The sequence below is a fragment of the Escherichia sp. E2562 genome (genome assembly GCF_005781075.1).
Lineage (GTDB): Bacteria > Pseudomonadota > Gammaproteobacteria > Enterobacterales > Enterobacteriaceae > Escherichia.
In genome coordinates, this window is the sequence record NZ_VATM01000001.1 from 304,178 (window position 1) to 319,970 (window position 15,793).

General features: G+C 53.3%; 13 protein-coding genes and 1 tRNA gene. 7 read left to right on the plus strand and 7 right to left on the minus strand.

Annotated elements, in window-relative coordinates; translation table 11 throughout:
• Positions 1–33 precede the first annotated feature (33 nt).
• Together glnE and ygiF are read right to left on the minus strand one after the other, a co-directional pair.
• Positions 34–2,874, minus strand: coding sequence for a bifunctional [glutamate--ammonia ligase]-adenylyl-L-tyrosine phosphorylase/[glutamate--ammonia-ligase] adenylyltransferase (gene glnE, locus FEK43_RS01400; protein ID WP_135407895.1), 2,841 nt, complete (start codon positions 2,872–2,874; stop codon positions 34–36).
• A 22-nt stretch (positions 2,875–2,896) separates the two neighbouring features.
• A complete protein-coding gene (gene ygiF / locus FEK43_RS01405) occupies positions 2,897–4,198 on the minus strand; it encodes an inorganic triphosphatase (RefSeq protein WP_135407898.1) in 1,302 nt (433 codons plus the stop codon).
• A gap of 243 nt (positions 4,199–4,441) precedes the next feature.
• Between ygiF and FEK43_RS01410 the strand changes: the two genes are divergently transcribed.
• A complete protein-coding gene (locus tag FEK43_RS01410; RefSeq protein WP_130210468.1) occupies positions 4,442–5,062 on the plus strand; it encodes a TIGR04211 family SH3 domain-containing protein in 621 nt (206 codons plus the stop codon).
• Positions 5,063–5,125: 63 nt separating this feature from the next.
• Entirely contained in the window at positions 5,126–6,364 is a 1,239-nt protein-coding gene (cca, locus tag FEK43_RS01415; RefSeq protein WP_105281388.1) for a fused tRNA nucleotidyltransferase/2',3'-cyclic phosphodiesterase/2' nucleotidase/phosphatase Cca, read from the plus strand.
• 271 nt (positions 6,365–6,635) lie between these two features.
• Here the strand turns inward: cca and bacA are convergent, their stop codons facing one another.
• Entirely contained in the window at positions 6,636–7,457 is an 822-nt protein-coding gene (gene bacA, locus FEK43_RS01420) for an undecaprenyl-diphosphate phosphatase (protein WP_001305111.1), read from the minus strand.
• 90 nt (positions 7,458–7,547) lie between these two features.
• Entirely contained in the window at positions 7,548–7,916 is a 369-nt protein-coding gene (folB, locus tag FEK43_RS01425; protein WP_130260136.1) for a bifunctional dihydroneopterin aldolase/7,8-dihydroneopterin epimerase, read from the minus strand.
• Positions 7,917–8,020: 104 nt separating this feature from the next.
• Between folB and plsY the strand changes: the two genes are divergently transcribed.
• A complete protein-coding gene (gene plsY / locus FEK43_RS01430; protein ID WP_135407900.1) occupies positions 8,021–8,638 on the plus strand; it encodes a glycerol-3-phosphate 1-O-acyltransferase PlsY in 618 nt (205 codons plus the stop codon).
• Between the two features lie 45 nt (positions 8,639–8,683).
• Here the strand turns inward: plsY and tsaD are convergent, their stop codons facing one another.
• Positions 8,684–9,697, minus strand: coding sequence for a tRNA (adenosine(37)-N6)-threonylcarbamoyltransferase complex transferase subunit TsaD (gene tsaD / locus FEK43_RS01435; protein ID WP_001264352.1), 1,014 nt, complete (start codon positions 9,695–9,697; stop codon positions 8,684–8,686).
• Positions 9,698–9,934: 237 nt separating this feature from the next.
• Between tsaD and rpsU the strand changes: the two genes are divergently transcribed.
• The 3 genes from rpsU to rpoD all read left to right on the plus strand — a co-directional run bounded on the left by rpsU (position 9,935) and on the right by rpoD (position 14,042).
• On the plus strand, positions 9,935–10,150 hold the full coding sequence (gene rpsU / locus FEK43_RS01440; RefSeq protein ID WP_001144069.1) for a 30S ribosomal protein S21: 216 nt from the start codon (positions 9,935–9,937) through the stop codon (positions 10,148–10,150).
• A 110-nt stretch (positions 10,151–10,260) separates the two neighbouring features.
• Positions 10,261–12,006, plus strand: coding sequence for a DNA primase (gene dnaG, locus FEK43_RS01445; RefSeq protein ID WP_000918827.1), 1,746 nt, complete (start codon positions 10,261–10,263; stop codon positions 12,004–12,006).
• A 194-nt stretch (positions 12,007–12,200) separates the two neighbouring features.
• A complete protein-coding gene (gene rpoD, locus FEK43_RS01450; protein ID WP_064529606.1) occupies positions 12,201–14,042 on the plus strand; it encodes an RNA polymerase sigma factor RpoD in 1,842 nt (613 codons plus the stop codon).
• 78 nt (positions 14,043–14,120) lie between these two features.
• Here rpoD and mug read toward each other — a convergent pair whose 3' ends face one another.
• Complete coding sequence (gene mug, locus FEK43_RS01455; RefSeq protein WP_135407902.1) at positions 14,121–14,627, minus strand: G/U mismatch-specific DNA glycosylase; 507 nt, start codon at positions 14,625–14,627, stop codon at positions 14,121–14,123.
• Between the two features lie 125 nt (positions 14,628–14,752).
• Here mug and FEK43_RS01460 point away from each other — a divergent pair.
• Positions 14,753–14,828: transfer RNA gene (locus FEK43_RS01460), tRNA-Ile, on the plus strand.
• A gap of 53 nt (positions 14,829–14,881) precedes the next feature.
• Here FEK43_RS01460 and nfeF read toward each other — a convergent pair.
• Positions 14,882–15,646 (minus strand): NADPH-dependent ferric chelate reductase NfeF, encoded by a 765-nt coding sequence (nfeF, locus tag FEK43_RS01465; protein WP_135407905.1) that lies wholly within the window; start codon positions 15,644–15,646, stop codon positions 14,882–14,884.
• Positions 15,647–15,793: the final 147 nt, after the last annotated feature.

The following is a 15,793-nucleotide window of genomic DNA, read 5'->3' on the forward strand; positions in this document are numbered from 1 at the left end:
AGATTCAAAATTTGCGCGCGATAATACCATAATTCATTCCTCCACCAGCCACTTCTGCCAGCTTGCCCGCACCAGTTCACGCTCTGCGGTGAAGTAATCCTCCGGCACATGGCCCGGCAACTCTTGTAATGCCAGATGATGAAGTTCATCGCGCAGCGTAGTGTAAGCACGGGTCAGGGCCATCGCTTCCTGCTCTTCCATAATGTCGTTTTGCGTCAACAGTTCCAGAATGCGCACGTTGTCTGACCAGCGCGTTAACTTCGGTTTTTCATGGGCGTAGCGCAACACCAGATATTGGGTAATAAATTCGATATCGGTAATTCCGCCTTCATCGGCTTTGATATCAAAGCGATCGCGATGTTTATTGCCGAGATGGGCGCGCATTTTCTCGCGCATTTCCCGCACTTCTGTCTGTAAAGTTTTGCCTTCACGCGGCAGCGTCATAATCTCCCGGCGTACTGCGTCAAATTGAGCGGTCAATTGTGGATCACCATATACCACGCGAGCACGTACCAGCGCCTGATGTTCCCACGTCCAGGCCTCGTTTCTCTGATAATCGGCAAACGCTTCTGCGGAAGTAACCAGCATTCCCGCCGCCCCGGACGGGCGTAGCCGTGCATCCACTTCGTACAAAATACCGGAAGACGTGCGCGTGCTGAACAAGTGCATAATGCGTTGCGCCAGACGCAGGTAAAACTGCCGCCCGTCGATTTCCCGCTCGCCGTCCGTCATTACATCCATCGGGCAATCATGGAGGAAGATCAGGTCAAGATCGGAACTGTAGCCTAACTCCCAACCGCCCAGCTTACCGTATCCAACCACCGCAAAGCCGCGACCTTCACGTTCGTTCAGGTGGGTCGGTTTTCCGTAACGGGCGACCATTTGAACCCACGCCTGCTGAACGACGGCATCTATCATGGCTTCTGCCAACCAGGTTAAGTGATCGCTCACTTTCATTACCGGTAGCGTACCGGCAATATCCGCTGCGGCGATGCGTAACAGCTGCGCCTGTTTGAACTGACGCAGCGCCTCAAGTTGTTGTTCTTCGTCATCTTCTGGCACGCGCAGCAAATACTGGCGCAATTCGTCGCGATAGGCATCCGTCGCTGTCGGCTGGTAGAGGGTGTTCGGATCGAGCAGTTCATCCAGCAATAATGGATAGCGCGCCAGTTGACTGGCAATCATCGGCGATGCGGCACACAGAGAAATCAAATGCTTAAGCGCCGCGGGGAATTCACTGAGCAATTCTAAATAGGTGGTGCGGGTAACAATCCCCACCAGCAAGGCGGTGATGCGCGACAGCGTGACAGCAGCGTCTTCACGCGCACATACGTCACTTAACAAATGCGGCATGAGATGGTCGAGCACCTGACGTCCGCGCGGCCCGATAGTGCGCTTATCCAGCTCTTTGCGGAAATCGGCAATCAGCGTCAGCACCTGTTTGCGATCATCTTCTCTAAGATGCGCCAGCACTGGCGTGGTGTCATCTTCCTGCAATGCATCCTGCCACAGCTCACGCCACTGCTCTGACAGAGTCTCTTCCTGGGTTTCGCTTTCGTCGTCACCAATCAGATCGTTAAATACCCGACGCACATTAGCCATATGTCCGGCCAGCGCTCCGGTCAGTTGCTGCCAGTCAGCGAACTCCATCCCCCACGCCAGCCGCGCACGGTTAAGCTCATCTGCAGGAAGCGTCTGGGTTTGTTCGTCATTAATGCTTTGCAGCAGGTTTTCCAGGCGCCGCAGGAACAGATACGCCACTCGCAATTGTTCGGCATCATTCTCAGAAAGCAGATGCAGCGCGGCAATGGCGCTGAGCGTTGGCAGTAAAGAGCGCGATTGCAGCGACGGTTCGCGCCCGCCGCGAATAAGCTGGAACACCTGGACGATAAATTCAATTTCGCGAATACCGCCCGCGCCCAGTTTAATGTTGTCGGTCAAACCGCGGCGACGCACTTCACGGGCAATCATCCCTTTCATGTTGCGCAGAGACTGAATCACACTGAAATCGATGTAACGACGAAAAACAAACGGACGCAGCATCGAACGCAATTCGTTAGCATAAGCGCCGTCGCTATCGCCCATAATCCGCGCCTTGACCATCGCGTAACGCTCCCAGTCACGCCCCTGCTCCTGGTAATAATCTTCCAGCGCCGCAAAGCTCAGCACCAGCGGGCCACTTTCGCCAAACGGACGCAGCCGCATATCTACGCGATAGACAAAGCCATCTTGCGTTGGTTGATCCAGCACTTTAATCAACCGCTGCCCCATGCGGGTAAAGAACTGAGCGTTGTCCAGTTCCCGGCGTCCGCCCTGCGTACAACCATGTTCAGGCCAGGCAAAAATCAGATCGATATCTGAGGAGAAATTCAGTTCCCCTCCACCCAGCTTACCCATGCCTAAAATCAGCAGCGGTTGCGCTTCGCCCTGCGCATTGCACGGCGTTCCCCACTCGCGGCAGCATGCGTCATACAACCAGTCACGCGCCGCAACAATCAGCGTCTCCGCCAGATGGCTGAGCTGCTGCAATATGCTCTCTTCAGTAACCAGTGCCAGCGTTTGCGCCCAGGCGATACGTACCATAATGCGCCGCCGGAACAGCCGCAGTTCACGCATTAACCCAGCCTCGTCACTCACGTTACTGAGCGCCTCCTGTAACCACTCGCCGTAATACTGCCATTCATCGGCTTGTGGCGGCTCGCTTTCCAGCTCCGTCAGCCACTCTGGATGCGCAATTACGCTATCCTGCACAAAATCACTAAAAGTAAGTACTGACTTCGCCTGTGCGCTAAGTAATTCCTCGGCTAAAGGCGCTGGCAGCCGCTCAACAACGGTCTGCCAGTACTGCTGTAACGGTGAAGAGAGCGGCTTCATAAGCGATTTTATCCTTGCCTGATTAACGTTTTCCGCTATGCAACCAGAACGGTTCCTGATTGTTTGCTTCATTACGGAAATGTTCAATTTCAATGCGTTGCCCGGTCGCAATAGCGTGATGCAGCCCCTGCCAGTTCTCCAACCAGGCTTGCGCGACGACAGGATCGTAGTAACCCGCCAGTAACAGTATTGAGTCAATGTCACGTGTCAGGCGTGGCAACTGGTCACGGTAGCGATCGCCCAACGGCTGGCAAAAAACGCTTTTCAGTTCAGCGGCATGGCGGGAAAGATGGATATCGGCAAAGCGTTTGAAGGAATCGCTGATTTTGCCCTGCGCTTTGGCATCTAAAAACGGCTGCCAGGCTTTGCTTACCAGCCATTCGGTCAACGCCAGTTTCGCCATTGCCGTTTCGGTAGAATAGACCGCCGTCACGGCAGAAACCGCAGAAGCAATGGTCGCCTCGCATTGAGTCAGCAGATCACGTAAGTGAGTGCTCGCTTTACGCGGCACGATACCGCCGAACAGCATCAGAGTATGGCGAACCAGGCCGATTGCTGCCAGAACCTGCTCTTTCGCCGCCTCGTTGCCGCGTATCCACAACTCTTCATGGTACTGCCATTGTGCTAACGCCAGCTCGAGCGCCGCTTCCAGCCCCTGTTCCACATCGGCTTTTGCCGCAACATGCAAAATGGTGGTGGGTTTGATTTCACGCGCGGGATTTCCCTGCGCCAGATGATAGCCACGCGCCGCCTTGCTCAGGCTGCCCTGGCGTAAGCCAGTTTGCGATACCAGTTGGTTTGCCAGTTTCAGCACCGCGCGCGTTTCGCCGCTAAGTAGTTCCAGTTCCAGCTCGCAGATAGGTTCAGCAAATTCTCCGGCTTTCACCTCGCCCTGATCGAGGGCGATTTCAATCTGACTGCCATCGATCTCCACCAGCCATTTTTCGCGATAAAAATCGGTGCTGAACAGCGGTTGTACGCGGGAAGCGAGATCGGCAGGTAACACGCCGTTCGGCCAGACTTCCGTCGGAAACTGCGCCAGGTCGAGCGTCGGTTCGCTCAACGCCACATTATATTCCGGGCGCTGGTGTAAACCGCCAGTCACTCGCCCGGCGACTTTCATCGTCATTTCATAGCGACCATTTTCGCCACGAATACGCAAGCCCATATCGTGCCCACGCAGCCAGTTATCCGACGTTTCGTAGTAAATATTCAGCAACTGCACGGGGTCATGGTGCTCGCCGCCCAGCGTATTGAGATGGTCACGCAACGCCTCAACGGCACTGTGATTAACAATAAACTTTAATTCGATTTCCTGAGCCATGGCCTTTACTTATCCGGTTATGTCACATTAGTGACGATGAACGGCGAACTTAATGCGATCTTTTTTGTCAGTAGATAGTATTTTGCGCCAAATTGCCATGCAACGGGCAATTTGACGGGCGTAAAAGATTGAAGCTGTGGCAAGACCTGACACAGAGGATTCCGATTGATAGCGAATGCTTTGCGTAGCGACACTGATGCCACTACTATCGTTCCACTTTTCCCAGACAATAACGACAGCCTGATGCCAAAATTACGCCTGATCGGATTAACTATACTTGCACTTAGCGCCACTGCCGTCTCGCACGCCGAAGAAAAGCGCTATGTTTCTGACGAACTGAACACTTGGGTCCGCAGTGGTCCGGGGGATAATTATCGCCTCGTGGGCACAGTTAACGCGGGCGAGGAAGTAACCTTATTACAAACTGACGCCAACACCAATTATGCCCAGGTGAAAGACAGCTCCGGCCGTACCGCCTGGATCCCGTTAAAAGAACTTAATACCGAGCCAAGCCTGCGCACTCGTGTACCGGTGCTGGAAAATCAGGTCAAAACGCTGACCGATAAGCTCACCAATATTGATAACACCTGGAATCAGCGCACTGCTGAAATGCAGCAAAAAGTGGCGCAGAGCGACAGCGTGATCAACGGGTTAAAAGAAGAAAATCAGAAGCTGAAAAACGAACTGATTGTCGCTCAGAAAAAGGTCGATGCCGCCAGCGTGCAGTTAGATGACAAACAGCGCACCATCATCATGCAATGGTTTATGTATGGCGGCGGTGTACTGGGTCTTGGCTTGCTGCTCGGACTGGTATTACCGCACCTGATCCCAACGCGCAAACGCAAAGATCGCTGGATGAACTAAATCGCCTTCTTCGTTGCACTGTCTTATTATTAGGAATTGTGTATTTGACGAAGGGAAGATGGCGTGAAGATTTATCTGGTCGGTGGTGCGGTACGGGATGCATTGTTAGGGCTACCGGTCAAAGACAGAGATTGGGTGGTGGTCGGCAGTACGCCACAGGAGATGCTCGACGCGGGCTACCAGCAGGTAGGCCGCGATTTTCCTGTTTTTCTGCATCCGCAGACGCATGAAGAGTATGCGCTGGCACGTACCGAACGGAAATCCGGCTCCGGTTACACCGGTTTTACCTGCTATGCCGCACCGGATGTCACGCTGGAAGATGATCTTAAGCGTCGTGATCTGACCATTAATGCGCTGGCCCAGGACGATAACGGTGAGATTATCGACCCGTACAACGGTCTGGGCGATCTGCAAAATCGTCTGTTACGCCATGTTTCCCCCGCTTTTGGCGAGGATCCGCTACGCGTGCTGCGCGTAGCGCGTTTTGCTGCGCGTTATGCCCACCTTGGTTTTCGTATTGCTGATGAAACCCTGGCGCTGATGCGCGAAATGACCCACGCGGGCGAACTGGAACATCTTACGCCTGAACGGGTGTGGAAAGAGACGGAAAGCGCCCTCACCACCCGCAATCCACAAGTGTTCTTCCAGGTGCTGCGCGATTGCGGCGCACTGCGCGTTTTATTCCCGGAAATTGACGCCCTGTTCGGCGTTCCGGCCCCCGCCAAATGGCATCCGGAAATCGACACCGGGATTCATACCTTAATGACGCTCTCCATGGCGGCGATGCTAAGTCCGCAGGTCGATGTCCGTTTCGCGACGTTATGCCACGATCTCGGTAAAGGGCTGACGCCGCCAGAGCTTTGGCCGCGTCATCACGGTCACGGTCCGGCGGGTGTGAAATTAGTGGAACAACTGTGCCAACGTCTGCGTGTGCCTAATGAAATTCGTGACTTAGCCAAACTGGTGGCTGAGTTTCACGATCTCATTCATACCTTCCCCATGCTGAACCCGAAAACCATCGTCAAATTATTCGATTCCATTGACGCCTGGCGTAAGCCGCAACGTGTAGAGCAACTGGCGCTGACCAGCGAGGCAGACGTGCGCGGCAGAACCGGTTTTGAATCGGCGGACTACCCGCAAGGCCGCTGGTTGCGCGAAGCCTGGGAAGTGGCGCAGTCAGTGCCGACAAAAGCCGTCGTTGAAGCAGGATTTAAAGGTGTAGAGATTCGCGAAGAGCTGACCCGCCGACGAATTGCAGCGGTAGCCAGCTGGAAGGAACAGCGTTGCCCAAAGCCTGAGTGAGTGTTGGGCACTTTGCCGGATGCGACGTGAACGCCTTATCCGGCTACATGCAACGACGGTTGTAGGCCTGATAAGACGCGCAAGCGTCGCATCAGGCGTTGATTGCCGGATGCGATGTAAACGCCTTCTCCGGCTGCATGTCAACGACGGTTGTAGGCCTGATAAGACGCGCAAGCGTCGCATCAGGCGTTGATTGCCGGATGCGGCGTAAACGCCTTATCCGGCCTACGCAATCGTGGACAATTCCAGGCATCCGACACTATTCTTCACATCAAAAGAACACGACGTACACCGCAGCCGCCACAATAAAGCGATAAATGGCGAACGGGATAAACGAAATGCGCTTAATCAATTGCAGGAAGGTTTTAATCGCTATCAGCGCCACTACGAAGGCAGTGATAAACCCAACAGCAAACATCGGGATATCGCCGGTTGTCAGGAAGCCCCAGCTTTTGTAGAGATCAAGCGCCGTTGCGCCCATCATCATCGGCACCGCCAGCAGGAACGAGAACTCAGAAGCCGCGTAACGGCTCACCCCCATCAGCATCCCACCTGAAATGGTCGCCCCGGAGCGAGAGAATCCCGGCCACAGCGCCAGACACTGGAAGCAGCCAATCATAAACGCCTGGCGATAGGTCATATCATCCAGACCCGGCGCACGCGGCTCTTTCGGCTTCAGGCATTCGGCGGCAATCAGCAACAAACCGCCGACAACCAGCGCATACATGACATTTATCGGGTTAAACAATGATTTAATCGTGTCGTGGAACAACAGCCCCAGTACCACCGCCGGAATCATCCCCAGCAAAATGTGGATCAGCGTTAAACGACCTTTGCTTTCTCCTTCGTGCTGCAACGGGCGACCAAAGTGAATGCCAATCAGGCCAAACAGACGCCGCCAGAACATCACTACTACCGCCAGAATTGATCCTAGCTGGATCACGACTTCAAAGGTTTTCGCCGTGTCGCCCTCAAACCCCAACAAGTGACCGACAATAATCATATGGCCCGTGCTGGATACCGGCAGAAATTCTGTCAATCCTTCGACCACACCCAATATTGCCGCTATCAGCAGCGAGTGCATATCGCTCATCAATAAACCCCTAAATTATTAAAATGTACCGCTTGTCCGAACTACTGCAGTATGACCAGGATATAACCGTTTGGTTTAACAGCTGTAAAATTAATTATTTTCTTTCAGATTATTGCCACGCTCAATGATTACGCCAACATTCGCCGCCCGCGCCACTGCGCCTGGCTTGCTAAGTTTGATGCGAACCCATGGCGAATTAAAGCGAGTTAACAGCAGTTCCGCCACTTCTTCCGCCACGCGTTCCACCAGTGCAAAACGCGCCCCCTCGACGTGGCTGACTATCGTTTCTGCAATGTCAGCGTAACTGAGGCAATCCGCCACATCATCACTTTTCGCCGCTTTACGGTTATCCCACGCCATTTCGATATCGAACACCAGCTTCTGTTCGATGGTCTGTTCCCAGTCGTAAACACCAATAGTGGTGATTACCGAAAGTTGCTCTATAAATACAATATCCATCACGTCCTGCCTGCTTTTTGGCTAACCGGATACCACTTCCGGCGAAATGTGCGTATTATCCACAGATTCATCGTTGAACACGAATTTTCAAAACGGAACAGCTTATGAGTGCAATCGCGCCTGGAATGATCCTCATCGCGTACCTCTGCGGCTCCATTTCCAGTGCCATTCTGGTTTGCCGCCTTTGTGGCTTGCCCGACCCGCGAACCAGCGGCTCCGGTAATCCTGGCGCGACCAACGTTTTACGCATGGGTGGCAAAGGAGCAGCCGTAGCAGTGCTGATCTTTGACGTTCTAAAAGGTATGTTGCCTGTCTGGGGAGCATATGAATTAGGCGTCAGCCCATTTTGGCTGGGATTAATTGCGATTGCCGCCTGTCTTGGACACATCTGGCCCGTTTTCTTCGGTTTTAAAGGGGGAAAAGGCGTTGCCACCGCTTTTGGCGCTATTGCTCCGATCGGCTGGGATTTAACGGGCGTGATGGCGGGGACCTGGCTGCTTACCGTGCTATTGAGTGGATATTCGTCGCTGGGTGCGATTGTCAGCGCGCTGATTGCTCCGTTTTATGTCTGGTGGTTCAAGCCACAATTCACCTTCCCGGTTTCGATGCTCTCTTGCCTGATCCTGCTGCGTCATCATGACAACATCCAGCGTCTGTGGCGTCACCAGGAGACAAAAATTTGGACCAAGCTAAAAAGAAAGCGCGAAAAAGATCCTGAATAAAATCTTTCAGCCTGCGCTTATCCTTTTCACAGGCTGATACATTCCTTACGCAGCCGGTAACTCCGCCAGCGGCCAGCGCGGGCGCACGCTAACGCCGAGATCCGCCGTCGCGCCTGCTTTAAACCGCACCATTCCGGCATAGGCGATCATCGCGCCGTTATCAGTACAAAATTCTGGACGCGCGTAGAACACTTCGCCACGGCGTTTTTTCATCATTTCCGCCAGTTTCGCCCGCAGCGTGCGGTTAGCACTCACGCCGCCTGCCATTACCAGTCGCTTAAAGCCCGTCTGATCCAACGCACGCTTACACTTAATCATCAGCGTATCGACCACCGCATCTTCAAAGGCGCGGGCGATATCAGCACGCGTCTGGTCGTCGGTGCCGTTGTCACGAATCGTGTTCGCGGCGAAGGTTTTCAGGCCAGAGAAGCTGAAATCCAGCCCCGGACGGTCGGTCATCGGGCGCGGGAAGACAAAGCGCCCGGCAGTACCCTGAGCCGCCATTTTCGACAGCAGCGGCCCGCCTGGGTAATCCAGCCCCAGCAGCTTTGCGGTTTTGTCAAACGCTTCCCCGGCGGCATCATCGATAGACTCGCCGAGCAGCTCGTACTGACCAATGCCAGTCACGCTGATTAACTGCGTATGACCGCCGGAAACCAACAGCGCGACAAACGGAAATTCTGGCGGGTTATCTTCCAGCATCGGCGCTAACAGATGCCCTTCCATATGGTGTACCGGGATCGCCGGAACGTCCCAGGCAAACGCCAGAGAACGCCCCACGGTCGCGCCAACCAGCAGCGCGCCGACTAATCCAGGACCTGCGGTATAGGCCACAGCGTCAATGTCTTTTGCCGTTAAACCAGACTCCTTCAGCGCTGCCTGGATCAACGGTACGGTTTTACGCACGTGATCGCGGGAAGCCAGTTCAGGCACGACGCCGCCGTAGTCAGCGTGCAATTTCACCTGACTATACAATTGGTTGGCTAACAAACCTTTTTCATCGTCGTAAATGGCGATGCCAGTTTCATCGCAGGAAGTTTCAATACCCAGTACACGCATGACTTGTTTTACCTCGCTTTATTACCGCGCAGTGTAGGACCAATGCGGGTTGATGTAAAACTTTGTTCGCCCCTGGATAAAGCCTCGTGTATACTCCCCACCCTTATAAAAGTCCCTTTCAAAAGAGGCCGCGGTGCTTTACAAAGCAGCAGCAATTGCAGTAAAATTCCGCACCATTTTGAAATAAGCTGGCGTTGATGCCAGCGGCAAACCGAATTAATCAAAGGTGAGAGGCACATGCCGGTAATTAAAGTACGTGAAAACGAGCCGTTCGACGTAGCTCTGCGTCGCTTCAAGCGTTCCTGTGAAAAAGCAGGTGTTCTGGCGGAAGTTCGTCGTCGTGAGTTCTATGAAAAACCGACTACCGAACGTAAGCGCGCTAAAGCTTCTGCAGTGAAACGTCACGCGAAGAAACTGGCTCGCGAAAACGCACGCCGCACTCGTCTGTACTAATTCCTCGAGAGCGTTGCTCTCCGATCAGACCGAGTTGTAGTTGTAAGGCCGTGCTTCCGAAAGGAATGCGCGGCTTATTTTCGTTTATGAATTGCTAAAAATCGGGGCCTATGGCTGGACGAATCCCACGCGTATTCATTAATGATCTGCTGGCACGCACCGACATCGTCGATCTGATCGATGCCCGTGTGAAGCTGAAAAAGCAGGGCAAGAATTTCCACGCGTGTTGTCCATTCCACAACGAGAAAACCCCGTCATTCACCGTTAACGGTGAGAAACAGTTTTACCACTGCTTTGGATGTGGCGCGCACGGCAACGCGATCGACTTCCTGATGAACTACGACAAGCTCGAGTTCGTCGAAACGGTCGAAGAGCTGGCGGCAATGCACAATCTTGAAGTGCCATTTGAAGCAGGCAGCGGCCCCAGCCAGATCGAGCGCCATCAACGGCAAACGCTTTATCAGTTGATGGATGGTCTGAATACGTTTTACCAACAATCTTTACAGCAACCTGTTGCCACGTCTGCGCGCCAGTATCTGGAAAAACGCGGATTAAGCCACGAGGTTATCGCCCGCTTTGCGATTGGTTTTGCGCCCCCCGGCTGGGACAACGTCCTGAAACGGTTTGGTGGCAATCCAGAAAATCGTCAGTCATTGATTGATGCGGGTATGTTGGTCACTAACGATCAGGGTCGCAGTTACGATCGTTTCCGCGAGCGGGTGATGTTCCCTATTCGCGATAAACGCGGTCGGGTGATTGGTTTTGGCGGGCGCGTGCTGGGCAACGATACCCCCAAGTACCTGAACTCGCCGGAAACTGATATTTTCCATAAAGGCCGCCAGCTTTACGGTCTTTATGAAGCGCAGCAGGATAACGCTGAACCCAATCGTCTGCTTGTGGTCGAAGGCTATATGGACGTAGTTGCGCTGGCGCAATACGGCATTAATTACGCCGTTGCGTCGCTGGGTACGTCAACCACTGCCGATCACATACAGCTGTTGTTCCGCGCAACCAACAATGTCATTTGCTGTTATGACGGCGACCGCGCAGGTCGCGATGCCGCCTGGCGAGCGCTGGAAACGGCGCTGCCTTACATGACAGACGGTCGTCAGCTACGTTTTATGTTTTTGCCTGATGGCGAAGACCCTGACACGCTGGTGCGCAAAGAAGGTAAAGAGGCGTTTGAAGCGCGGATGGAGCAGGCGATGCCGCTCTCCGCATTTCTGTTTAACAGCCTGATGCCGCAAGTTGATCTGAGCACCCCAGACGGGCGCGCGCGTTTGAGTACGCTGGCACTGCCATTGATATCGCAGGTGCCGGGCGAAACGCTGCGAATATATCTTCGTCAGGAATTAGGCAATAAGTTAGGCATACTTGATGACAGCCAGCTTGAACGATTAATGCCAAAAGCGGCAGAGAGCGGCGTTTCTCGTCCTGTTCCGCAGCTAAAACGCACGACCATGCGTATACTTATAGGGTTGCTGGTGCAAAATCCAGAATTAGCGACGTTGGTCCCGCCGCTTGAGAATCTGGATGAAAATAAGCTCCCTGGACTTGGCTTATTCAGAGAACTGGTCAACACTTGTCTCTCTCAGCCAGGTCTGACCACCGGGCAACTTTTAGAGCACTATCGTGGTACAAATAATGCTGCCACCCTTGAAAAACTGTCGATGTGGGACGATATAGCAGATAAGAATATTGCTGAGCAAACCTTCACCGACTCACTCAACCATATGTTTGATTCGCTGCTTGAACTGCGTCAAGAAGAGTTAATCGCTCGTGAGCGCACGCATGGTTTAAGCAACGAAGAACGCCTGGAACTCTGGACATTGAACCAGGAATTGGCGAAAAAGTGATTTAACGGCTTAAGTGCCGAATAGCGATCGGGAAGCCCCCGACAGCCGCACTGAGAGGCAGCGGCAAATATATAAGTACGCCCTCGTAATTATCGTTGGCGGTAAACAGCCGTTGGATTTCAGCGTTAACACCTGAAGGACATCGGGTCAATCGCCCAACACCAACCTCATGAAATAAGTGTGGATACCGTCTTATGGAGCAAAACCCGCAGTCACAGCTGAAACTTCTTGTCACCCGTGGTAAGGAGCAAGGCTATCTGACCTATGCCGAGGTCAATGACCATCTGCCGGAAGATATCGTCGATTCAGATCAGATCGAAGACATCATCCAAATGATCAACGACATGGGCATTCAGGTGATGGAAGAAGCACCGGATGCCGATGATCTGATGCTGGCTGAAAACACCGCGGACGAAGATGCTGCCGAAGCCGCCGCGCAGGTGCTTTCCAGCGTGGAATCTGAAATCGGGCGCACGACTGACCCGGTACGCATGTACATGCGTGAAATGGGCACCGTTGAACTGTTGACCCGCGAAGGCGAAATTGACATCGCTAAACGTATTGAAGACGGGATCAACCAGGTTCAATGCTCCGTTGCTGAATACCCGGAAGCGATCACCTATCTGCTGGAACAGTACGATCGTGTGGAAGCAGAAGAAGCGCGTCTGTCCGATCTGATCACCGGCTTTGTTGACCCGAACGCAGAAGAAGATCTGGCACCAACCGCCACTCACGTCGGCTCTGAGCTTTCCCAGGAAGATCTGGACGATGACGAAGATGAAGACGAAGAAGATGGTGACGACGATACCGCCGACGATGACAACAGCATCGACCCGGAACTGGCTCGTGAAAAATTTGCGGAACTGCGCGCTCAGTACGTTGTAACGCGTGACACCATCAAAGCGAAAGGCCGTAGCCATGCAGCCGCTCAGGAAGAGATCCTGAAACTGTCTGAAGTGTTCAAACAGTTCCGCCTGGTGCCGAAGCAGTTTGACTACCTGGTCAACAGCATGCGCGTCATGATGGACCGCGTTCGTACGCAAGAACGTCTGATCATGAAGCTCTGCGTTGAGCAGTGCAAAATGCCGAAGAAAAACTTCATCACCCTGTTTACCGGCAATGAAACCAGCGATACCTGGTTCAATGCGGCAATTGCGATGAACAAGCCGTGGTCGGAAAAACTGCACGATGTCTCTGAAGAAGTACATCGCGCCCTGCAGAAACTGCAACAGATTGAAGAAGAAACCGGCCTGACCATCGAGCAGGTTAAAGATATCAACCGTCGCATGTCCATCGGTGAAGCGAAAGCCCGCCGTGCGAAGAAAGAGATGGTTGAAGCAAACTTACGTCTGGTTATTTCTATCGCCAAGAAATACACCAACCGTGGTTTGCAGTTCCTTGACCTGATTCAGGAAGGTAACATCGGCCTGATGAAAGCGGTTGATAAGTTCGAATACCGCCGTGGTTACAAGTTCTCCACCTACGCAACCTGGTGGATCCGTCAGGCGATCACCCGCTCTATCGCGGATCAGGCGCGCACCATTCGTATTCCGGTGCATATGATTGAGACTATCAACAAGCTCAACCGTATTTCTCGCCAGATGCTGCAAGAGATGGGCCGCGAGCCGACGCCGGAAGAACTGGCTGAACGTATGCTGATGCCGGAAGATAAGATCCGCAAAGTGCTGAAGATCGCCAAAGAGCCAATCTCCATGGAAACGCCGATCGGTGATGATGAAGATTCGCATCTGGGTGATTTCATCGAGGATACTACCCTCGAGCTGCCGCTGGATTCTGCGACCACCGAAAGCCTGCGTGCGGCAACACACGACGTGCTGGCTGGCCTGACCGCGCGTGAAGCGAAAGTTCTGCGTATGCGTTTTGGTATCGACATGAACACCGACCATACGCTGGAAGAAGTGGGTAAACAGTTCGACGTTACCCGCGAACGTATCCGTCAGATCGAAGCGAAGGCGCTGCGTAAACTGCGTCACCCGAGCCGTTCTGAAGTACTGCGTAGCTTCCTGGACGATTAATCGGTAGCCGGATAAGGCGTTTACGCCACATCCGGCACTTGTCCCTTTGCACAAACGCCACCTTTTCGGTGGCGTTTTTTATCGCCCACGCACCACCAGTGCCTGATCCAGTTCCCGATACGCCTCCACCAGTTTTTCCAGAGAAACTCGACTTAAACCGCTGGGATTTGGCAGTACCCAGATCTGCGTCGAACCAATAGTGAGCGTTTGTTTCCCCCACTGTGCGCCGCACTGGCTGAATCCCTGCTCATAGGCCTGTTTGCCCAAAATCGCCAACGCCTGAGGCTGATAATCTTCAATTTTTTCAATCAACTTACGCCCGCCTGCGTGCAGCTCCTGCTTTGAAACTTCATTAGCTTGCACCGTTGGACGGTCAACCAGTTTGGTGACGCCACAACGATAATCCAGCAGATGCTGCGCCTCCTGCGGCTTCAACTGTCTGTCAGTAAACCCAGCCTGATAAATCACCTTCCAGAAACGGTTCGCCGGATGAGCAAAAGGAAAGCCAGTATCCGCAGATGAAAGCCCCGGATTGATGCCGCAAAACACCACGCGCAACCCTGGTGCAATAATATCTTCAACCATATTAACCCCTGAACAACACAATCTGGGGAAAGTATAACGAATTGAAAACACATTGTTTATAAAAACAGCAGGCGCGCGGTAATGGCTGGATTGCGACACGGAGTTACTTTATAATCCGCTACCATGGCCCCTTAGCTCAGTGGTTAGAGCAGGCGACTCATAATCGCTTGGTCGCTGGTTCAAGTCCAGCAGGGGCCACCAAATACAGTAAAGGCTGACGAGAAATCGTCAGCCTTTTTCTTTTCATATATCAGTTACTTCGCGTGCCAGTAAGCCGCTGCGCGTACCCGTTGAGGGTCATACTGTTCCGCTTCAAAGCGACGGCTTAAATTCTTCACTACCTTCCCTTCGCCGGTTATCCAGATGAAGTAATCATCGGCAGGGATTTGCATCTGCGCCAGACGCGCATCTACCGCCTGCTCATCATGTGCCAACCATTCGATATTAAAACCATCAAGGTGCGCGAGATAATCCTGACAGGCGTTATCCCGCACGCTGACCAGCGCGGTAACGTGCGGTTTAGCAGCAAGTTTGCTCAACGTTTCCAGGCGGCGGCGTAGTGCGGGCATCCCGGACTCATCGCAAACATACAGCTGATACGCGTAATCTTCCGGCACCACCAGCGAACCGCGCGGTCCTGCCACCGTGAGTTTATCACCCGGTTGCGCCTGCATCGCCCAGCCGCTGGCGACCCCACCGTCGTGAATAAAGAAATCGATCGCCAGTTCATGGCGTTGTTCGTCATACAGCGGCGTATAGTCACGCGACGGTGCGCGTGGTCCTTCCGGCCAGATGATCCCCTCTTCCGTTACTGTTGGCGGCACAAAGTGAGCGTCAGATTGAGGAAAGAAGAGTTTGCTGTGATCGTCAAAGCCGCGCGACGTAAAGCCGTCCAGCGCCTCGCCGCCGAGGACAATGCGCTGAAAACCGGCGCTGATGCGCTCAACGCGTAACACAGTCAGTTCACGGAAGCGCAGATCATTGCGAACGCGCTGCGGGTAGCGGGGGGAGTTATTCATTGTTATCGCCTTCGTGATGGTAATCAGATATATCTAAATAAATTTCGCAAATGATAATGATTGTTAATCATGATAAATGCAAGCGATTTGTAGAACTGATATATCTGAAGTATGTGAAGGCATTCAGCGCCATAGCAAGGCTGCCGG